The organism is Cellulophaga geojensis KL-A (assembly GCF_000568425.1).
Classification (GTDB): Bacteria; Bacteroidota; Bacteroidia; order Flavobacteriales; family Flavobacteriaceae; genus Cellulophaga; species Cellulophaga lytica.
Window position 1 is genome coordinate 47,808 of the sequence record NZ_ARZX01000019.1, and the last position, 23,007, is coordinate 70,814.

Sequence of the window (23,007 nt, forward strand, 5' to 3'; positions counted from 1 at the left end):
CAACTATATGGCAAATATAAAACCGTTAGCGTCGGTTATAAAAAGCATCTATAACTTTATAAAAATGAATGTTATTTTGGCTTTATAAAAAATGAATATGGACTATACAGAAACTATTGAAAACATCACAAAAGGTGGTGGTTTTGAAATAACACACAAAAAAGAAGTTACTAAAAAAATTACACCAAAAATTAGTATAGATGATGCTATGTTTTTAATTTATGATTGGCCAGACGATAAGGAAGGTGCTAACACTAGTATTATAATTAACTTAAACTATTTTTTTATTTTTAATGATAAAAAGTATGAGATAAGCACTAAAAATACTTTTTATGATTTTGGTAATAAGTTTTATGACAACTTACAAGATTGGTTTTATAAAGATATGTATCCATTATTTGTAAAAAAAGCGTTAGAAGTTTCTAAAGAAAATATAGAAAAAGATCTTGGAGTTTCACTTTCCAATATTGCACCTTTTGACACACAAGAAACTAAAGCAAAAAGATTAGCAAACAAAGCAGCTAAGGGTACACTAGTAGATTATGTTTAAAAAATACAATTAAACAATAGGTGTAACTAGTTATTAAAATGAAATAAATGAGCAATAGTTTATTAGAAAAGCAAAATGAATTATATGGTAATTTAAATTTTGCAGCAGCAATTAAAAAAGACAATGTTGGTATTATAAAACATTTTATTGCGAGTGAAAAAGAGGCGTATGAAAATAATTTTCAAGGACAATTTTATCCTTCATACCACTATGAAATAAGCAGAGTAATGAGTACCAAAATGTCTAAAATTGATGATGAAGATATTTATTTGGCATTTTATTACCAACTTAAACTAGGTAACATATACAAGCCTTTAGAGAAACATTACCCTTTATTTTTAAAAGCTTTAGCGCACAATATAGATGACAATGATTTAGATAATACGTTTTTAGACGCAGATATACTGTATTTATTATTTGGTATAAAAAACAATGAAAACTCTGACTCTGTTTACGATATATTATATAATGACTATGCTAATTTTTTACAATTTACAAAACTCTGTAATAGCTATACCACATTTCCTAATCTTAGAAAAAAACACGCTAAGTTTGCCCCTTTTTTAAATAACAAAGCATTGGTTAACCGTATAAAAAAAGGACTTCATTATTATTTTAAGAGTAGTTTTTTAACAGCTGGCTCATTAGTTTTACTGCTATTAGATACTAGTGATAGTGCTAAGGAAGTATTATACAACTTGCATAAAACAAATTTAAAAAATACAGATGTTTGGCTTTTAGGTAGCTTTTATATGGACTTTAAAAAAACAGATGCTAACAAAAAACTTTTAAAAGATTTATATGCTACTTACCCAAAAGAATGGATAGATGAATACCAAAAAACTGATTGGAATTAAACTGCTTTTTTATAAAATTTTTGCGAATTAATTTTAATGCCTTTATTTTTTTTATTGTAGATAAATGTATTGACAATATTAATAAGCAAAGACCATAAAACAAAGCCTATAAAGACCAATAAAATAACTTTTAAAAAGTTTTCCTTAGTAACATCAGGTATTCCTAATACATTAAAATAATTACTATAAAAATTATACCCTTTAGAAATTCCTATACTAAAAAATATAAAGCCAATAAGTAAATACATATACTTAACAAAAAAATCTTTTTTGGGTAAAAAGTAATCTTTAGATGGGTTTTTAGGGTGATAGTAAACAGGTGTGATATCTCCTATTTTTACTTTAGAATTGCTTCTTCCTTTAATTCTACAACTTTTTATTTTTTCGTTTTTAAAATACTCAAAACTATAAACAGGAACCTTTATAATACCAGAGAATCCTTCTTCATTCTCTGAACCTTTCTCAAAAGATATAGATACAACTTTTGCATTAGTTAATATACCGTTTCTTTTAATTCTTCCGTTTCTAAATAAGATGTACAGAAAACCTAAAATTAACAGCAACCCAATTACCAAAAAAATTGTACTTGCAATTATAGCCATATAAAGCTCAAAAGTTATAGTAGATAATAAATTTGATACTTAATATATGTAAAATATATCATAAAAAAAAGTGTTTTTATAGTAAATTCTCATCTAATACACCATTTAACTGAAATTTAAACAGTTAATTAACAAAAAACCATTCTATTTGTAAGTTTATCTTACTTTTTAATATTTTTTTTATTACATCTTCTAATTCAGTATAACTTACCACTTCTATTTGGCACTTTTCAGTATCTATACATAGTGTTTTATTATACTTAAATTTTTGTTTAAATTTTTGTGATTTGGATAGTAAAACAAACTCGTTAAGCGTATTAGAATTTATATGCTTATTAGCCTTTTTATCCTTACTATTTTTAAGTTGTTTTAATTTATTACTAGCCTCAACTAGAGCATAAAAATCTTTATTAATAACTTTTGCTATATACTGTAGTCGTTTTTCATTTATACTTTTACCATATAAATTGTAATTATCTATATTGGCACTTATATAAGCAACATCTTTAGTTTTTAAATACTTTTTAAAGTTTTTATCATACAAACTGTGTAGCTCTTGATTGTATGCATTTACTACATCACTAGATATTATATCTTCAATATAAGCACCATTAAAGTTTACCCAAATTGGTGTAGAGGCTATTAACTCTATATGAATATTTATAAAATTATTAGCTTTATCCTTGGCTTTAAAATGATATTCATACGCCAAGGGAACTTGCTCAAAAGAAGTAAAATTGTAATTGTCTTGCAGAAATTTAAAATATGTTTCTACAGCATATTTAACCTCATAAAGCAAGTTGTTCATACCTTATATTTACTAAATAAACTAGTTTGCTTGTGCCTTAAACTCGTTCATTTTTTTTAATACTAATGGAACAAATAGGGCAAATTTTGCATTAAAGTCTTCTTGAGATGTTGCTTTGTTCATAGTTGCAACCATTGTAGACCAAGCTTTATGCAACTCATCTTCTTTAGTTCCGTTGTTTTCTAAAAACTCTATATTTAAAGCCTTTAAAAGGCTCATAGTATCATTTTCTTCATAAAAGCCGGTGTCTTTTACCATAAAAAAAACGTTTTCTAATGTTGGTTCTCCTTTTAATAAGTCTGCAATAGATAAGTTTCCTTTGTTTGCTCCAACAATCTCAAAAGTATCAATCATTAGGTTTTGTACTTTTGAATTTATATTTTCTTTTAACTGTAATGTACTCATTTTTTGTTTTTATAGTTTAACCGTTATTCTTTAATAACAATTCCGTTTTTCATTTCATCATTGCTTGGCTTCTCAAACCAAGTTTCCATAAAGTCAAAATTTTCTTTGCTTACTTCAAATTCAAACGTATCTCCTTTTTGTGTGTTTCTTTGCATTATTCTTTTAAACCTAGTTTCTTTAGAAATATCTAAAAAATGAGTTTTTACTTTAAACCCATTTTCTTCTGCAAATTTTCTAAACTTCTCCCTATGACTATATTTAGAGAGTCCTAAATCTAAAATTGCAGCAACATTAGACTCCTGCAGTTGCTGCACTACATTTAAAATAATATCCTCTGCCCTATTTATGCGTTCTAAAAACCACTCTAAACCATCTTCTGGTTTTTTATCTACAAGAAACAATGTCTTGTTCCATTTATCTATAGAAAATACAACCCCGTTTGTTTCTTTTTTTAATTTAGTTGCATAAGTAGTTTTACCAGATCCAGTATTACCAACAATTAAATGTATCATAACTTTATACTTTATTTAAAAAAATAAAGAACGTAAATAATTACTTATCTATAGGAATTGTACCAACAATTTGCCCTTCTTTAAGCACAAAAAGTAAATTTGATATTGGTGCATTTCCATAACTATCATCTTCCCAAGTAGCAACATGTAGATTTACAAAAGTGCCTAATAGCGTAGCATCTGCGTGTCTAGATACTGCCATCATACAGGTACGCCTAGGAATACTTACTAAAATTTCTTCAGCATCTAGCATTTCATGTGCTTTGCGCATATGCTTAGGTGATAATATGCGCTCACTAGAAAAATCTAAACCACTAGAAGTTAAAACTTTATTATCTAATTTTTCTAAAGCTGTAAATTCAGTTTCAAATTCTTCTAAATTTTTAAATGCTTCTTTTAATACGGCATCCGGATCTAGTTTTTCTAAATGTTTGTGAGTTAAAAATATAAAATCATTTGGAGTATCATAACCAAAACCAATAACCACTTTTAAATCATCATCTGTACCTATAAAATTAGACTTTACAGCGCCTGCTTTAATACCTACCCAATCTCCTGGTTTAAGTATTGGGTAAATTTTATGTTCACCATTTTTTGCTTGCTCAGCTAATTTTTCTATTTCTTTAGATCTTTCATCTTCATTTAAAAAATCACTCATTCTACTAATTTTATATTTAAACTAAGTATTAAAATAAGAAAACTATCAGCTAAAAAAGAAAGCCTTTTATATGCGTTGCATTTTGTTTTGTATTTGAATATAAAATCAATTACTCTATAAATTTTAAGTGTCACACGTAACATTATCCCACTGCGCGTTATTGTAATTTATAAGCCAGTTTAACGCGTAATGACGCTCATAAACCACGCCTGGGTGTACTTCTTCTAATTGTACACCATTAATTCTTGCGTCTACACAAGCCCAATCTAAACGGTAATATAAATCGTTTGCATTAAGTATTTCTGTAGTACTCCTAACTGTTGTTTGACCGTTTATAAAGTCCCAAGGATTTTTATTTTTACCAACCGGGTACTCCTCTGATGGTATATTATTTAGGTCTGCTAAAGTATTAGGAAAACCTATGTTATTTACCTTGTTTAAAGCCCAAAAAAGCACCCAAATACACTCACATTTCCAAGTTTCTTGACTTTTTTTGTCTTCAGTAGGGTCTTGTAAAAAATCCATTTCTGCTGGAGTAACCAAACTTAATAAATTGTGTTCATTAATATATGCCAAAGCATCTGCCCCAGACATAGAATTGAATGCAACAAAGTTTGTAATAGCCAATATAGTTACACGCTCTGCTATTTCTTTTGCCGAACGAATTTCTACACTTTCTTCACTCTCTACAAATGGTAAATTCTTATTTACTTTTATATTTTTTGATGCTATAAAAGCATCATTTTGTTCTTTTCTTAATTTTTGATCCTCTGTAACATTATGTATTGGTTTATCATAATACTTAGTGTCTATATTCACTACCAGATCTTCTATTTCACAATTACCTTCACCATCTATAATTAAATCTAAATTTTTATCTAAAAAATGCTGACCATTAGATTTAGATATTGGTGCATCTGGCTGTACAAAAAGTACCGCGTCTAACTCTTGTGCTAACTCTAAAATTATTTCTTTTAAGTTTTTAATACTACCCTCTTGCTGAATAGAAAACTCTGCATTTAAGGTTTGTACTTTGGCTAAAAACAATCCTTTTACTTTGTCATTATTAGTAGGTAAAGAGTTTATATAACCATATAAACCTTTTAAATTCTCGTTTAAGGGGCAATCTTCTGTTGCGTGAATTTGATAATCTGGTTGTAAACGTTCTCTGTAATTAATAAGTAATTTACTGTCTTTACCAAACAAACCACCTTTGGTTTCTGCTACTATTATACTAGAATTTTCTGTAGTATTTACACTTACATTAGAAATGCTTTTTTTTAACACTTCTACAATTTTATCTACACCAACTTTATGCGTGTATACGGTACAAATCATATGTATTATTTATCTATTTACTCTTTTTAATTAATAGGTTCTCTGTATAATTGTTTACCCCACATTTGAATATCTATTTCTGGCAAATGAGAATGATTTAGTAAATGTGATATTTCTTCTTTTATCTCATGTATTGCTTTTGGGTCTTCCGTTCTTATTCTTGTTTCATAATTATGTTTTGTTCCACTTGCTGTAAAGTTTAACGACCCTAAATAAGCAATCTTATCATCTATTAGATATATTTTACTATGTATAAAAGTGTCACTTAAATAGTTTTTCCTTGGTGATAAATAAACTTTAAAAGGAAACAGCTGAGAATACCAATATGAATATATTCGTTTTAATTTAATTTTTCTCTTATAAATTTTAGCAATTAGAAAAATAAAAAAAACGGGAAGTAAACCAAAAAAAACATTGATGTTCCTAAGGTAATATCCTGAAAGAAATAGACTGGTAAATAAACCCCATCCAATTGAATTAAGTACTTTTTTTAACACCAACCATTCTTCTCTTTTTTTAACAGCTTCATCATCTACAACTCTGTTTTGAATAATTAACTTATGTATATTTTTACTACGACCATTTTTATTTATTTGAAAATCTTCAATATCATCAGTAGTAACCAATTCAATATCAATATTTTTTTCGTGAAAATCAATTAATTCTTTAATCAAAGAAGGTGATAAATATGGCGATACAATTTTAATAGAATTTTTAGCTCTGTTAATTTCTTTCATCAGTTTTGTACCAGCACCTTTACCTATATAAATATCACATATTGCTCCGTTATAATACATTAAGTGTAATTGTTTTATAATTTACTTTTTTAAAGAACTACTTTTAATAGATATAACTGAAATACAAAAAAAAAAGAATTAACTCTCAATTACTAAAGATAGTTCTTACAGTTAGTAATTTAGAGATTGTTTTTTAATACAGCAAAAAATTATTCTATATATGTGTTTATAGAGCAGTCTAACTTACAGTTTTTAGCAAGCATTTTTCTAAAACCTACTGCTAGGTCATATTCTTCAAAAATTAAGGCTTCTGTAATACTATCGCTAAGTATAAGTTGTTGCAACAAATACTCTACTACGTATTTATTGTCTGCGGTAAATAGTACAAATTTGGTAGTTCCCAACCTTAAAAGTTTGTTTGTATAAGATTTTTCAAATGTAATAAATACAATTTTAATTATAAGTGTAAATAAAAAACCCTTCTAAAAATTAGAAGGGTTTAGTAAAATTATAACAAAAATTGTTATCTGTATAATGTAAAGTGACCCATAAATTCTCTGTCATCACTTTCACCATTAAGCTTAATAACATACCAGTAATCTCCGGTTGGTAAATTTGTATTTTGGTATAAACCGTCCCAACCTTGTTCGTTATCCTCTAATTTATATACTTCTCTACCATAACGGTCAAAAATAGTAATGTAAATATCTGGGAACTGATCTATGTTTTTAGGTATCCAAAAATCGTTTTGACCATCACCATCTGGTGTAAAGAAATTAGGAATTTCAATATCTATAAACTCCATAAATATGGTTTGTATAGACTCACATCCGTTTTCATCTACAACACGTACTGTATACGTATCTGTTTTAGTAATATAGAACGTATTATCTTCTCCGTTATCTACATCATTAAAGTAATATGTATAACCTGGCTTACCACCTGTTGCTAATGCAGTAATTTCATTAATACTTTGTTGCTCTACAATTAGTTGTAAAGGTGTAAAGTCTTCTATTTCAAAATCTACTGTATTAATACATCCGTTAGCGTGTGCAATAGTTATATAATGCATACCTGGTGCTAAGTTTGTAAAGTCTGGATCTAATACCATTAACGCTGGGTCTGTAGTATCTAAACCATACAATACATCTGTTGCTACTGTAGGATCTTCAAAAATTATAGCAACACTATTGTTTGGTGTATCACCTGTACACTCATAAACAACCTCTGTACTTGCTGTTAAGTTTGCACCACCTTCAATTTCTACAACTTCGTTTGTTATACAACCCATAGCGTCTTTTACAAATATTACATAAGTACCAGCTGCTAAATCTGCAAATGACATTCTTCCTTCTACAAAATCTGCATCATCATTACTATTTATACTTGTACTGTAAGGAGCTGTACCACCAGTTGCTGTAACTGTAATTGTACCATCTTCTTCACCAGCACAAATTTCTGCTGTAGAAGTTAAACTCATTTCTAGTTCTAAAGGCTCTGTAATTGTAAACTCTATAAGCTCAAAACAACCGTTAGCATCTTGTACAATTACACTATAATCACCAGCTACAAGTTCATCAAACGTATTTTCATCATCAAACCTGTTAAGGTCTGGAGATATTGCGTACTGGTAGTTACCCGTACCGCCTGTTACATTTAATACAATGCTACCATCATCATCACCATTACAACTAACATTAGTAATATCTGGTGTTACACTTAAGGCAGTTGGTTCTGTTATATTAATTGCACTAGACAATGTTTCACAATCTTCACTCTGCACGTTTACATAATACGTACCCATTGGTAAATCTGCAAATGTTTCTGATGTTTGGTATGCTCTAACTTGGTTTGTTAATGCGGCATCAGCAAACAATCCGTATTCATAATTACCTAAACCACCATCTGCTCTTGCAGTAATTACAGCTGTACTTTCTCCGTTACAATTAATAACCGCTGCACTTTCATCTACAACCAATGTTAATGGCGCTATAGGATCTATAACTACTACATTAGAAACCGTAGAAATACAATTAAAGTTATCTCTAACGTAGTATTGGTACGTACCATCTGCAACACCACTAAATACGTGCGTATTAGCACCGTTTGCATTGTTCATAGGTGTAAACGTTACACCATCTGCACTCCAAGTATACGGAGCAGTACCGCCAACGGCAGACAACTCTAATTCTGCACCAATTGTACAACCAAGTGCTGCTGTAGTTATTAGTCTAGCATTAGGCTCTAAAGGATCTACAATTTCTACAATTGAAGACTCCACTGCACAGTTCATAGCATCTGTTACACTAATACTGTAAAAACCTGCACTTAAATTTGTAAATGTATCTGCAGACTGACTAACACTACTAGACTCTAAAGTACTACCACTAGCATCAGTATATTTATTTAAAACATACTTATACGTAGTAGTTACGTTTCTTGCATTTACTGTATACGTAGCAGTTGCATCTGAATCTCCATAACAAACTAATGCTGTAGTAGAAATATTTCCTGTTATTGGATCTGGAACTACTAAGTTAAACGCATTAGAGAATGAGTTAGAACAACCTAAAGCATCATCTACAGTAACTGTATATTGCCCAGCAGCTAAGTTTTGGAACAAGTAAGAGTTAACTCCGTTTACTGTTTCTGTAGCCATTGTAACATTATTTACAATGGTAATTGTATAAGGAGCCAAACCGCCAGTTGGTTTAATATTAGCTGTACCCATATCATTTGTACAACCAACATCTTCTGTAGCTATAGGATCTAAAGCTAAAACTGCGCTAGGCGATTTAATATTAAATAATCTATTTTGAGTACAGTCTGGGAAACCATCCTGTATAACCTCTACTCTATAATTACCAGCTGGTACATTTATTGGAGCAGTTGGTCCAAAATCTACAGAAGTACCACTTCTAATAGCTATACCATCATCCGATGGATCTGCTGGTGTATTATTTGTTTGGTAAACTCTATAAGTAAATCCTCCTGTATAAGTAGCATCACTCATAGTAAGACTAATTTGCCCTTCATCTCCAAAACATATTACGTCAGACAGTACATTAACCTCTACATCAAAAGTATTTGGTTCAGACACAATGTGTTCTGCTGTAATTTGGCAACCTGTAGCTGTGTTTTCTATTAAAATAGTATGCGTACCTGGTTGTAAATCTGCAAATACATTTGATGCCTGTGGTGTACCACTTGGCAATACTGTAAATTGATAATCTCCTGGGTTAGCACCTGTAGTGTAACTAGTAATACTACCTGTAACTTCTACTCTAATGTCTTCTCCTGCATTAGAACAAGCTATAGCATCTGTTACAACTACATCTGCAGATAATAATTGATTGTAAGCAGGTACGTTAACCGTTTGTTCTGCACTACAACCTCTATCATCAAAAACACGAACTATTACATCTCCACCTGCAAAATCTGTATATATATAAGTTGCAGTTGTACCTGTTTGTAATATATCACCAGTAGCTACATCTTCAAACTCATAACGAGAATATGTGTTACTACCTCCTGTTATACTTGCTTCATTTAAAACAATAGTTGCGTTATTTGTACTATTGTCTGTTGTACAACCAAAGTTGTTTACAACTGGTGTATCAAATGCTACTATACTTGGTTCTGCTACCACTATAGATGTTCTAGTAGTTACACAACCGTTTGGTCCTGTACCTGTAACATCATAAGATCCTGCAGGTAAACCAGAGAACGAATTTGTTGTAGCATCATACGTAGCAACATTCGGTACTATAGAATATGATAAAGGATTATTTCCATTATTAACTTCTGTAATTTTAATTATTCCGTCTGCTGAGCTGTTACACGTTAAGTCTGTTGCTGTTGCTGTAAAGTCTGGCTGTATTGCCGCAGGAACATTTACAGTAAACGTTCTTACACACTCTGGTGTTAATGTATTTGTATCATAAACCTCTACAGAATATATATCAGTAGTGGATACAGTAGCGGTAACAGATGTTGTAAATGCTGTTCTACCTATTACTTCTACAGAAGATGAGTCTAAAATTCTATACTCATAATTACCAGAACCTTGAGAAGCTTCAATTAAAATTTCTGCATCATTAGTACAACCTAAACTTTGTTCTAAAGTTGCTGATGCTTGTAATGTTGGGAAAACTTCTGTAGCGAATGAATCTGTACAACCGTTACCATCTTTTACAAAAATAGTATAAGTACCTACAGCTACATTATTAAAAACTCCTCCGTTAGAAACGTAATTTGCACCACCATCTATAGAATAAACTAAAGTTGATGAATCTCCAATAGTTGTATTCACTATTACCGTTGCAGATGTATCACAATTATCTACATCAACACCATCAATAGTTGGGTTAGCAGCTAAAGACATATTAATTGTTCCTAAAGGATACTCACAACCATATTGATCACTAATACTAACTGTATAATTACCAGCTACAGAACCTGCAGGAATCTCTAATGGATTATCTGGAGTACCCGTAGCAATTACTGTTGCAGAAGGATCTGTTAGAGTAAATGTATATGTACCGCCACCACCAGTAATAGCCTCTACTGCAATAAGTCCAGGAGTATCACAAGCAATATCTTCTAATTTTGTTAAAGTTGCAGTAATAGGTTCTAATTCTTCTAACAATACATTTTCTGATGCTGATATACACGTATCTGTAGCACCGTCAATTTCTGTTACTACAATGTAATATTCATCTGGCACCAAATTGGTTATTTGTAAATTACTATCAAAAGTAACAATTGTACCTGCCATACCAGGCGTAGTACCATTACCACTAGATCTAATAATATTACCTGCCATATTAAATAACTCCCATCTGTATTGTGTTCCAAATGGAGCGGCATTATCAGTAATTGTAAAATCTATAGTTGCGTTATCTGCTCCATCACAAGAAGGAGTAGATGTAAAGTCAACATCTAAAGGAAGTGGATCTACAATATCATTTACATTCACATCACTCTGGCGTACACAACCGTTAAAATCACGCACATAAAAAACATAAGTTCTACCAGGAGTTAAGCCCGACCACAAGTAATTACCGTGACCAGCAGGAACAGTTTTTGGAGGAATTGTATTATCAGAATCATTTATTGTTCCACCTGCAAACCAAGTAGCAGTAGCAGGGTTAAAGTTTGCCGGATCTTCAGAAAATGAATACTCATACCCCGGAGTACCTTGTGAACCTTGTACTTTTACTTGTAACTCGTTACAATTTACAACAACAGCGTCTAAAGTAATATCTAAATTATCTAAAGGATAAGGAATTATATATCTAGGGAAATCTGTTTGGCAAACAGTATTTCCAGAACCATCTACCGTTCTCATAGAAGGATAAACACTTTCCCCTGATAAATAACCAGTTAAAATATCTGATGTTCCAGGTACAGAGTTATCTGCCGTCCAAGTAGCACCACCATCTGCACTAAATTGTATAGTACCTAAAGTACTAGGATACGCATCAAATCTAAACCCAAAATCACTAGCTGTACCAGTACAAGTAGTAGGTGTTTCCCCTATAATATCTGCTGTTAACTCATCAGGATTACTAATAGTTACGTTAGGAGTAGTTGTTACTGTACAACCACTAGCATCTGTAATGTTAATTGTATAATTTCCTGGGTTTAGATTATAAAAAGTTTTGGTATTATTAATTACATTGGTAACTGTCTCATTAGAAGCACCAGCGTTATCTATATCTATAATTTCATACGTATATGGTGCTATACCAGACGTTACCTCTACAGCTATAGTTCCTAAACCATTATAACATTCAGGATCTGTTGGTGTAGCAGTAAAAGTTAAAGGAGTTGCTGGATTCACTGTTACGGTCTCCATAAACTCACAATGTGGGTCTGCTGCACCGTTGTCCCATACATATACATCATAAGTACCTGCATCTGCTGCAGCCACCACAAATGTATCTGTTCCTGAAAAATCTGCAGCAGTAACAGGAGTTGTAGTTGGTACAAAAGCATAAGCTAAATTACCATCTCCGCCAGTTGCATCTACAGTTATACTACCATCTGCACAAGAACTAACATCTACAACATCTACTGTTGCGTTTAAGTTTGGCTGAATAACAATTGTCTGTGTTGTAGATACACAACCAAATGCATCTGTTACTTCTACATCATAACTTCCATTAGGTAAACCTGTAAATGTATGTATGTTAGAAGTTGATGGCGTTGGAGTAATCCAAGCTCCACCATTTATTCTAAAGTTATAATTACCATTACCACTTGTAACTGTAACAGTTACAGTTGCGTTGTTAGCCCCATCATAACATGATGTAGCAGTTAAATCAAAATCTATGTCTTCAAATTTATCTACTGTTACAGCTGTAGTTAATACAACCTCACAGCCTTTTGCATCTTTAACACGAACTACATAATCTCCTTCAGTAACATTTATAAAATCTACTTCTGTTTGGTATGCTCTAACAGTAGAGTTATCTGCAGCTCTTTCTAACTGATACTCATAACCAGGAGAGCCACCTGTAGCAGAAGCTGTTAATGTTGCTCCTGTATTAAAACAGGTGTATTCAGAAGTTTCACCTAAACTAGGAACTATTGCTGATGGCTCTGTTAATGTTGCATTAAAGTTTGTAACACAAACGTTATCACTTACTTTACGAATAAGTACATTGTATGCACCGTCTGCTAAATTAGATGCTGTTGTTACTGGCGATGTTAAAGATATTATCCAGTTTGTACCACCATCTACAGAATACTCAAACCCTGTTGTTGTATCAAAATTAGAAACTTCAAAACGGATATTACCATCTGAACCTCCATTACAGCTAGGATCTTTTGTTCCTAGTAATGCTGCACTAAATTCTTTATTATCTTCTACAATAACAGTTATATCTGCTGATTGAGCACAAGCTTCTGGTGCCTGAGTTGCTCTAAGGTCATCTATTATTAAATCGTTACCATCATTACTATTTACATTGTTACGTATAACAATACCTACAGTTGTATTAGCACCAGGATTAAAAGTAACTGTACGGTTATGCCAATCGTCTTCATTTGTATTTTTAGGAATTTCTGCAGTTGCAACACTAGAAATTACTGTACCAGAACCATCTACAAGTTCTATTGTCATTTCTGGATTATTACCACTACTACCAACCTGCATTAAGTTGTAAGCCCATAAAGAGAATGTAATCTCTTGATTAGGTAATATTTCTATTCCGTTTCTAGACCATAACACTCCGTTTAAAACTGGCGCTGCATATACGTCTGAAAATGTACTAACATCAATAGCTAAGAAACGACCATCTGTTAAACCTGTATGGTCATTAGGGCTTCTAAAGCTAGGAACCGGATTGGTTACAAAATTTGTAACTGTATATTCTCCGTTTACTAAAATACCAGCCGGACCACGATTACAAGCTGTTTCTGCACCACTTTGTGGTTCATAACAATAATCAGATCCTATTTCTGCTATTTGTGTAGTAGCACCAGATCCAAAGCTCTCGTAGAATAATGTAGACTGGCTAGCTGTTAATGCACTTGCATAATCTACAGAAATAGTATGTGTGCCATTAGTTACACCTGTAAATACATTGTTATCTGCTGGTGTATTATCTACTGTATTTAGTTTGTAAACATATCTAAAATCTGATGTATTAGATGGTGTAACAGTTATTGTACCATCTCCAATACAATCATAAGTAACATCAGTATCAAAAGTTGGTGTTGTAATTGGATCTGGAACAGTTATTTCCATCTCATAAGTACATCCTAAACCATCTCTTAAAACTAACTCATAATCTCCAGGAGCTAAATTTGCTGTATCTGTAGCACTAAAAGTTCCTCCTCCATTAAAGCTATACTCGTATGTACCATCTCCTCCATTAGGGTTTAGTATTTTTACTAAAGCTCCAGCAGGGTTACAAGAAGCATCTTCTATTATAGCTGCAGAAGCTGTAAGTCTAAATGGCTGGTCTATTTCATAATCTTCACTTACTTCACAACCTGTATCTACTGTTGCTCCGCTAGAATCCATAACAGTAATGGTATAAAAACCTGCTGCCAAGTTGCTAAACTCATTAACTGTTTGGTAAGTAGTACCATCATCTAAACTATATCTATAAGGAGCTGTACCACCAGTAACATTTACTGTTAATGTAGATGTTGCAGAGTCTGCACATGTAATTGTACTGTGTGTAGCTGTTATTTGTGGCGTTCCCAAATCTTCAACAGTTACCGGAGATGAAATAGCATAACAACCATTACCATCTTTAACTATAAATGTGTATTCACCATCTTCATTAGGGAAATAAGTTAAAGGAGAACCTTTATAACCAAATAAGAAACTAGTACTTTCTGTAAAAGCAGAATCTGGTATAGAAGCTTCATCAGTATATAGTTGACTACCATCTTTACTCCAAATAGCCATTTTGTATACTGGACTTGGTAAACCACCTGTTGGCGTTAAATCTACAACACCAGATGTACAAGTGATGTTTGCTGTAGTAACTGCTCCTAATCTTAGGTCTTCAATTTTATCTACAGTAATGTTTTTAGTATCTAAACAACCATCTTGTGTAGATGTAATTACAATATAGTCACCAGCTGTAACACCAGTAAATTCATAAGTATTATCTGTTTCTGTTGGGTGAATACGCAAAGGAGAACCTGCACCGCCATTAGAGCCGTCATCTAAACGAAGCTCATAACTATAATTAGGCAATGCATTAGATACTTGTACTTTAATTGTACCACCATCATTACAATCTTCTGGAGTTGTAGTAATTTCTGTTGAAAAAATATCTTCTCTAACACCTATATCTTCGGTTTCAAAAATACAAGCACCATCTATAGGCGTATTATCTGCTGGGTTTAATTGTGTAACCTGTACTCTATAAGTACCAATAGTTGCTATATCAAAATTAGGACCGTTATTATCAGAAAAAGGAACTACTATAGCACCACTAACTGCATCTACTAACTGAAAACCATAACCTGTACCTACGTTGGTTACTCTTATATTACCATCTGTATCACATAAAATGTTTTTAGAGGTATATTCTATATCTAATTCGTTTTTATAAACTTTAAAGTAAAAACGACTAAAACATCCACCAGAATAACTTACAACAACTCTGTACTCACCACTTTCTGTTGCTGTAAAATTATCTACATTAGAAACAGCGTTCCATGTACATGTTAAGTTTTTATTAGCACAATCATCACCAGCATCAGAACAACTAGCCTCATCTAATTTTTCCCAAGTAATACTTTCTGCATCTGTAATACCTAGTTGTATTGTTGCTTCATCTGCTGCACCACATAAATAAATTTTTGGCAATAGACTACCATCTATAGGGCATTCTATAACTTCACCTTGCATATCATTATCCGGATTAGCATCACTATTTACATAATTAAAGTAGTCTAACACAGGGTTAGTTTGTGTTGAGCCAAAACGCTCTACAGTAATACGCTCTACTAAATTAGGGCAACTACCGTCTCCTGTTTTTTCTACAATAAAATTGCCTATATCTGTTGTGCGGTATGTTCTTGGGTTACCATCTGGATCACCATCATTTAACACAGTGTCACCAGCATCTACAACACCATTATTGTTATTATCTAGCACCCAGTTATATGCAGTAAACCCTTCACCTGCAGTTAAAACTACAAAGTCTCCACATAATTGAACTGTTCTTGCTTGATTACAAGATGACAAGTCACTTAAAATTGAATTACTTGCTACTTCTGGATCTCTTGTACAAGCTCCAATAGAAGTTGCCCCTCCTTCATCTGTAAAAGTATTTGTATTTACTGTTCCTTGGTAGGTAGAATAAGCTACGTTTTCTAAAGTTGAAGAACAAGCTGCAACAAACTCTGAACAATTAGCTGTAATAGATACTTTTATTCTTATTACATATTCTGTATCCCCTACTTCTACCAGATTATCTGGTACAGTAAAGTTTAATGTATGGTTAGCAACATCATGTGTATAAGAAACTCCAGGAGCACCAGAAACATCTACACCATCTAAAATAACATTCTCTGGTAGTATATTTCTTATGGTATAATTTGTAGCATCATCATCTCCGGTATTTTGAAAACGCAACACATACTGCATTGTTTGTCCTAAAGTAACATCATCACCATTAATATCATTACCAGATAAATCTTCAACAGTGTTCCCTAGTAAAATTTCTGGAGCTAAAACTTCTACGTATGGTGCTGCTATTACAGTACCATCTGAAGGATCTACAACAGGTGTTCCTGCACCATAAAAGCCATCGTCTCCACCATCTGCATTATCGTCTTTATAATATTCATTAGCATCACTACAACCATCACCATCACTATCTAAATCTAAATGATCTGGAATACCATCTCCATCTGTATCTAAATTAGCACAAAAACCAGAAAAAGAGTCTGTATTGTAAGCTAAAAAAGCAATATCTGCATCACTAGATAATTCTAAACGTAAAAATGCAACATCACCAATACTACTAGCTGGTATACCAAATTCTGATAATTCTATGGTTGCTAAACGGTAGTCTCTACTTGTGTTTGCAAAGAAAACACTACCATTTGGGTAATACACATCTAAATCATAAGAACCAACTACGGTAGATAATGCTCCTGTACCTGAAGCACTTACTTGTACTGCATTACCTAAAGGAGCACCACTAGCATCATATAAGCTAATAACGTGACCAGCTCCGCCTGGCTGGGCAATTTGTGTTAATAAAATATCTGGTGTACCATCACCAACTGTAGCAGCTACAATTGGGTCTATTTCATAAGTCCAACTGTTTCCAATATTTGCTATACCTGTACCTAAATCTAAACCATTTTGTCCATTAGTTAATAATGGATTTAATGGATCTGTAGTTGGGTCATTTACTACAGTTAAACCTAAAGCATTATTTACATCGCCATCATTAAGACTACCTTCTATAGTCATTTCACCATAGATATTATTAGAAGGTGTTAAGCCTAACCAATTAGATTCTGAAATAGTTAAGTCAGAGATACCATCATTGTTAGTATCAATACCATCCATTAAACCATTACTATTGGCATCAAAAAGATCATCATCTATAACACCAGTAGAAAAAGTAGTTCCACCAGTAGTAAATGCCAATAACTCATGAGAAAGGTTTGGCCTTACGCTATTTTGACTTGCTGAAGAACTTCTCCAAAAATCATTAAAATTGGTAAAAATTTCAGTAACTGGAGTACCTCCCTGTATTGTTGAAGAAGGAGAAGTAAAAGTTACATCATTAGATATTGTACAAAGCTGCTCTACAGAATCGTAAATACCATCATTATCATCATCTAAATCTATAGAGTCAATTACACCGTCATTATCATAATCGTTATGTACAATAATTCTTGCTGTAGGACTATCTGTAGTTTGATTGGTATCTGTTTGGTCTTGAGTATTAGTAACGGTATTTACTAAATTTAACAAAGGAAGTATGTCTATTTCATCTCCTCTAACCACTAGTTCTAGCTCAGCCGTTTCTCCACCATCTAATGTACCAATGTTCCATACATTACCACTAAAAGAACCAGTAATAGTAAAACTAGACACCAAGGTTAAGCCTGATGGTATATTGTCTGTAATTTGAAGATTTGTTAATGGCCCAAGTCCTAAGTTACGAACCTTAATTGTAAAGGTTGCTGTTTCTCCTTCAACAATCTCAGATTTATCTACTGTTTTATCCAAGACAACATCCGGATCGCAATAAAGTGCTTTAATAGGTTGAGAATCATATGTACAAGGTCCTTTTGTTCCTCTTACAAAAAATTCTCCTGCCCCAGACGGCGCATAATTTGGACTATTTGCTCCTGGTATAAGTACACCATCTTCAAACCATTGGTAGGCGTCAAAATTACTTGTGGCTTCATATATTTCTGATCCAACAAAACAACCACTACCTCCTCTTATTTCTAAAATAACTTCTGGTACTGTATCAAAACCAGAAAAATATCCTGCAACACCCCTAGCACCGTTATAACCAAAAAAACCAATAGCTACAGGACCTGTAGATTGTACACTTATATCTCCATCTAAATTTGGTATAAAAAATGTTTTCCAATCTGACGTACCTGCAACAGGTACTGAAGCTGGCATAGATGTTATTTCTGTTCCGTTTTCATAAACTTTTATGTTTGCATCTGGAGTATTAGTTGCCGCAATAATAGTAACACCACCTGTTACAGTAGTTCCTGCCATATTTCTAATATTAGGAATATTATCCATATTATCTGGCAACAAACAGTTTACAGGAGCAACAAAGTTTAAACCTTGTGTATAAACAGCAGCCGCACCTGCCATACATTGGTAAGCATAAGCATCTTTAGAGGTTTGCACAAACATATTTGCTCCTACGCTGTTACTAGAATAGTAACTACTAGGTATTTCAAAATATTCTCCTTCATCAATTGTTGCTATTGGTGTTGCTCCACCATTAACATATATATTTGTGTTATCTGCTGTTCCTATAATTAAAGGAAACTCTGTAGTACCATTTGTATTACCGTTACCTCTTACAAAAACATAATCTTTTCCTAATTTATTTTCTGGTACAGGTTGATCTATACCTGCATCACGGTTTGATGAACCTGCCTGACGACCAAAGTTCATACCACCATTACTAATTACAATATTTTTTGTTGATTTAATAGAGGCTCCTATCCAACCATCTCTTTGAGCTTGAGTTGGAGAGTTACCAACGTAAGCTTCAAAAACAAAAGACTCATTTGCGTTTAATGTTATTTGGTATGTGTTATCTGTATGTCCGTCTACATCATTACCATTTCTAAATACACAGTCTGGATCATACCCATATACATCTACTACAGTGTTATCTTCTGTAGCCATTATGCCTAATGTATTGGATTTAGATGAGTGCTGACCTAAATTGGGAATACCACCCCATTTAAAACTAGTACCCATTGCAACCCTACCTTTAGAAGTTAAAGAAGCGGCCTGTGCTGCAGAATATCCCCTATAATTAACATAGAATTTGTTTCCGCTAGGCGACTCAAATCGTAAACCACTGTTATTTAATACAACACCAGTATTTTCATTTGTAACCAAGGTAATATTATTATCTCCGTTACCAAGTGTGTATACAGCCGGACTAACATTAGATATGTTAAACGTAGCTACGGGAGTAATATTAGTACCCCTATAAGCATTTACTGTAAAAGTAGTTGGCTCTGGTGTAGATAAATAAACAGCCTGTTGTTGCACTGCTTGGTTATTTTGACCTTGCTTTAATGGCGGTAAATAATGTAAATCACTTAATTGAGCTTGAATTGAAAAACTAAAGCCGATTAATAGTAAAAATAAAATAAGTATTTTTTTGTTCATCAGATGGTATTTTGTTGTAACAACACTATAATTAATACTATCAAAAAGAACATTAAGTAGGCATAAAAGCAATATTTTGTTGTAAAACAGCTTTAGGTTGTTGCCACAATAACAATTGTGAACATCAGTGTAAATAAAAAGTTAAAATGATTTTTAAAATTATGCAAAAAACATCGGTGAACGTACTGTTCTTTAGTATTTAGAAGATTTTAAAACACAAAAAGCAATAGATGAATTTCGTCGTATTTAATGGCTTTTTAACCAAAAAATTTCCTCATTTAGACTTAAATTTAAATGAAGAAATTTGAGTAATTAAGATATAAAATATATTTATTTTTTAGTCCATAAATCATTCATTTCTTCTAGTGTTTTTCCTTTGGTTTCTGGTATAAATTTCCATACAAATAGTGCAGCCAATACTCCCATTAAACCATATACACAATAAGCAAAACCGTGATTAAATTTCTCTACTAAATAACTGTTTTTATCCATCATAGGAAACGTCCAAGAAACAAAATAATTTGCTATCCATTGTGCCGCCACTGCTACAGCTAAAGCTTTACCTCTAATGCTATTAGGGAAAATTTCTGATAAAAGAACCCAAGCCACAGGTCCCCAACTCATAGCAAAACCAGCTACATATACCAACATACAAACCAATGCAAATACTCCCAAAGATGTGGTGTAAAATGCTGTTCCTAGGGCAAACATAGCAATAGCCATACTTACAGCACCTATAATCATTAACGGTTTTCTACCAAATTTATCTACCGTTTGTATAGCTAACACTGTAAAAAGTAAATTAATAGCACCTACAATTATAGTTTGCAACAATGCTACATCTGTACCAGAACCCATACTTTTAAAAATTTCTGGCGCATAATATAATACTACATTAATACCAACAAATTGCTGAAAAACGGATAGTAAAACACCTATTATAATAATAGGTACGCCATATGAAAATAACTTTGCAGAGTGGTTAGTAACTGTACTTTTTATTTGATTTAAGATTACTGGAGCATTATCTACACCGTTAACTTTAATTAATACATCTAATGCTTTTTTAGGGTTAGATTTTAAAACCAAAGATCTTGGGGTGTCTGGCACAAAAAGTAAAAAAAATAGAAACAAACTTGCAGGTATTATTTCTGATGCAAACATCCAACGCCAACCAACGGTATTTAACCAACTGTCATCTCCTTGACTAGAAATAAAATAGTTAACAAAATAAACAACCAACATACCAAATATTATAGCAAACTGATTCATTGACACTAATTTACCTCTTTTATTGGCTGGTGAAATTTCTGCAATATATAATGGAGATAGCATAGATGCTAACCCCACACCAATACCGCCAATAATACGGTATACAATAAAAATGTACATAAAAGTATGGTCTCCTTCTCCAATAGGTTTTACAAATACCTCTGGAATTGCAGATCCAATTGCCGAAATTAAAAATAGAGAAGCTGCTAATATTAACCCCTTTTTTCTGCCTAGAATTTTACTTATTACACCACCAAAAATACCACCAATTATACACCCTATTAATGCACTAGATACTAAAAACCCTAGTCTTGCATTGGAAGCTGTTTCTGATAAACCAAAAGGTAAAACAAAAAAATGCTCTAAAGAACTTACGGTTCCAGATATAACTGCAGTATCATAACCAAATAGGAGTCCGCCTAAAGTAGCTACCAAGGTTAATTTCCATAAAAAAAAGGTATTAGTAGAAGTCTTCATAAGTTTAAAAATGTTAGTTGGTTATGTATATGGCTATAAAAAAAGGCATAAACTATTTATTAAAGTTTACACCTTTTTAGTTATTATATATACTGATTTATGATGTTCTCAAACAATTCTTGTTTTCCACTAATTAAATCTAATTCGCCATTTTCTAGTGCTATTTTATGTAAATCTTGAAGGTTTAATTTTCCATCTTCAAAGTCTTTACCTTTTCCTGAGTCAAAAGAGGCATAACGTTTTTTTCTAAGCTCATCATAAGCAGAAGAAGTTATAATTTTATCTGCTGTTAGTAATGCTCTTGCAAAGGTATCTGCTCCTCCAATATGAGCTAAAAATACGTCTTCTAAATCTGTAGAATTTCTTCTAATTTTAGCATCAAAATTAACACCACCTCCTTGTAAGCCTCCAGACTTTAAAAATACTAACATTGCCTCTGTAGTTTCTTGTATGTTATTAGGAAATTGGTCTGTATCCCACCCGTTTTGGTAGTCTCCACGGTTAGCATCAATACTACCAAGCATACCTTCGTTGGCTGCAACTTGCAACTCATGCTGAAAAGTATGTTGCGCCAAAGTAGCGTGGTTTACTTCTATATTAATTTTAAAATCTTTATCTAAACCATACTTACGCAAAAAACCAATTGCCGTAGCCGAATCAAAATCGTATTGATGTTTCATTGGTTCCATAGGTTTTGGCTCAATAAAAAACGTACCTTTAAACCCTTGAGCTCTTGCATAATCTTTAGCTGTAGTTAAAAACTGTGCCATATGGTCTAATTCTCTGCCCATATCTGTGTTTAACAAAGACATATAACCTTCTCTACCACCCCAAAACACATAATTTTCTCCGTTTAAAGCAATAGTAGTGTCTAATGCTAATTTTACTTGTGCTCCTGCCCTAGCAACCACATTAAAATCTGGATTAGTAGCAGCACCATTCATATACCTTGGGTTAGAAAAACAGTTTGATGTTCCCCAAAGTAACTTCACTTTTGAAGCTTCCATTTTATCCTTTAGATAATCTGTAATACTATGAATTCTTTTTTCTGACTCTACTAAAGTTGAACCTTCATTAATTAAATCAAAATCGTGAAAACAATAATAATCAAATCCCATTTTTGTTATAAATTCAAAAGCTGCATCTGCTTTATCTTTTGCTGCTTGTAATGGATCTGATGAAGAGTCCCAAGGAAAATTTTGAGTTCCAGGTCCAAAAGGATCAGAACCTTGACCACAGAAAGTATGCCAATACGCAATTGCAAATTTAAAATGCTCTTTCATTGTTTTACCAGCAACAACTTGGTCTGCATTGTAATATTTAAATGCTAAGGGATTTGTAGATTCCTTCCCTTCAAACTTAATATCTCCTATACCTTTAAAGTATTCTTTATTGCCAATTAATGCCATA

The 23,007-nt window shown here is 32.5% G+C and carries 13 protein-coding genes; 2 read left to right on the forward strand and 11 right to left on the reverse strand.

Going from position 1 to position 23,007, the window contains the following annotated elements; all coding sequences use genetic code 11:
* Nucleotides 1-97 precede the first annotated feature (97 nt).
* A complete protein-coding gene (locus tag KLA_RS13560; protein WP_034646402.1) occupies nt 98-550 on the forward strand; it encodes a hypothetical protein in 453 nt (150 codons plus the stop codon).
* Between the two features lie 47 nt (nt 551-597).
* Nucleotides 598-1,407 (forward strand): hypothetical protein, encoded by an 810-nt coding sequence (locus KLA_RS13565; RefSeq protein WP_034646403.1) that lies wholly within the window; start codon nt 598-600, stop codon nt 1,405-1,407.
* Here KLA_RS13565 and KLA_RS13570 read toward each other — a convergent pair.
* From KLA_RS13570 to xylA, 11 genes are all read right to left on the reverse strand, one after another.
* Nucleotides 1,404-2,009, reverse strand: coding sequence for a DUF3592 domain-containing protein (locus tag KLA_RS13570; protein WP_013622641.1), 606 nt, complete (start codon nt 2,007-2,009; stop codon nt 1,404-1,406). The genes KLA_RS13565 and KLA_RS13570 overlap by 4 nt on opposite strands.
* A gap of 124 nt (nt 2,010-2,133) precedes the next feature.
* The gene (locus tag KLA_RS13575) at nt 2,134-2,817 is read right to left on the reverse strand and encodes a hypothetical protein (protein ID WP_034646404.1); all 684 of its coding nucleotides are present in this window, start codon (nt 2,815-2,817) and stop codon (nt 2,134-2,136) included.
* 21 nt (nt 2,818-2,838) lie between these two features.
* On the reverse strand, nt 2,839-3,222 hold the full coding sequence (locus tag KLA_RS13580; protein ID WP_051456113.1) for a hypothetical protein: 384 nt from the start codon (nt 3,220-3,222) through the stop codon (nt 2,839-2,841).
* Between the two features lie 23 nt (nt 3,223-3,245).
* A complete protein-coding gene (locus tag KLA_RS13585; protein ID WP_034646405.1) occupies nt 3,246-3,734 on the reverse strand; it encodes an AAA family ATPase in 489 nt (162 codons plus the stop codon).
* Nucleotides 3,735-3,774: 40 nt separating this feature from the next.
* Nucleotides 3,775-4,392 carry a hypothetical protein gene (locus KLA_RS13590; protein WP_084470731.1) on the reverse strand — a complete coding sequence of 206 codons (618 nt, stop codon included), beginning with the start codon at nt 4,390-4,392 and terminating at the stop codon, nt 3,775-3,777.
* A gap of 123 nt (nt 4,393-4,515) precedes the next feature.
* Nucleotides 4,516-5,730, reverse strand: coding sequence for a DUF4272 domain-containing protein (locus tag KLA_RS13595; protein WP_034646406.1), 1,215 nt, complete (start codon nt 5,728-5,730; stop codon nt 4,516-4,518).
* A 26-nt stretch (nt 5,731-5,756) separates the two neighbouring features.
* Nucleotides 5,757-6,527 (reverse strand): phospholipase D family protein, encoded by a 771-nt coding sequence (locus tag KLA_RS17655; protein ID WP_051456114.1) that lies wholly within the window; start codon nt 6,525-6,527, stop codon nt 5,757-5,759.
* Between the two features lie 149 nt (nt 6,528-6,676).
* Entirely contained in the window at nt 6,677-6,871 is a 195-nt protein-coding gene (locus KLA_RS13605) for a hypothetical protein (RefSeq protein WP_034646407.1), read from the reverse strand.
* A 119-nt stretch (nt 6,872-6,990) separates the two neighbouring features.
* Nucleotides 6,991-19,848, reverse strand: a complete 12,858-nt coding sequence (locus KLA_RS13610) for a T9SS type B sorting domain-containing protein (RefSeq protein WP_034646408.1) — start codon at nt 19,846-19,848, stop codon at nt 6,991-6,993.
* 330 nt (nt 19,849-20,178) lie between these two features.
* Nucleotides 20,179-21,597, reverse strand: coding sequence for a D-xylose transporter XylE (gene xylE / locus KLA_RS13615; protein WP_034646409.1), 1,419 nt, complete (start codon nt 21,595-21,597; stop codon nt 20,179-20,181).
* Nucleotides 21,598-21,680: 83 nt separating this feature from the next.
* A complete protein-coding gene (xylA, locus tag KLA_RS13620) occupies nt 21,681-23,006 on the reverse strand; it encodes a xylose isomerase (protein WP_034646410.1) in 1,326 nt (441 codons plus the stop codon).
* Nucleotide 23,007: the final 1 nt, after the last annotated feature.

Excerpts from the sequence above, each read along its gene's own strand:
- KLA_RS13585 (WP_034646405.1), bottom strand. The coding sequence starts at position 3,734 with ATGATACATTTAATTGTTGGTAATACTGGATCTGGTAAAACTACTTAT.
- KLA_RS17655 (WP_051456114.1), bottom strand. The coding sequence starts at position 6,527 with ATGTATTATAACGGAGCAATATGTGATATTTATATAGGTAAAGGTGCT.
- KLA_RS13590 (WP_084470731.1), bottom strand. The coding sequence starts at position 4,392 with ATGAGTGATTTTTTAAATGAAGATGAAAGATCTAAAGAAATAGAAAAA.
- xylA (WP_034646410.1), bottom strand. The coding sequence starts at position 23,006 with ATGGCATTAATTGGCAATAAAGAATACTTTAAAGGTATAGGAGATATT.
- KLA_RS13560 (WP_034646402.1), top strand. The coding sequence starts at position 98 with ATGGACTATACAGAAACTATTGAAAACATCACAAAAGGTGGTGGTTTT.
- KLA_RS13565 (WP_034646403.1), top strand. The coding sequence starts at position 598 with ATGAGCAATAGTTTATTAGAAAAGCAAAATGAATTATATGGTAATTTA.
- KLA_RS13595 (WP_034646406.1), bottom strand. The coding sequence starts at position 5,730 with ATGATTTGTACCGTATACACGCATAAAGTTGGTGTAGATAAAATTGTA.
- xylE (WP_034646409.1), bottom strand. The coding sequence starts at position 21,597 with ATGAAGACTTCTACTAATACCTTTTTTTTATGGAAATTAACCTTGGTA.
- KLA_RS13580 (WP_051456113.1), bottom strand. The coding sequence starts at position 3,222 with ATGAGTACATTACAGTTAAAAGAAAATATAAATTCAAAAGTACAAAAC.
- KLA_RS13610 (WP_034646408.1), bottom strand. The coding sequence starts at position 19,848 with ATGAACAAAAAAATACTTATTTTATTTTTACTATTAATCGGCTTTAGT.
- KLA_RS13575 (WP_034646404.1), bottom strand. The coding sequence starts at position 2,817 with ATGAACAACTTGCTTTATGAGGTTAAATATGCTGTAGAAACATATTTT.
- KLA_RS13570 (WP_013622641.1), bottom strand. The coding sequence starts at position 2,009 with ATGGCTATAATTGCAAGTACAATTTTTTTGGTAATTGGGTTGCTGTTA.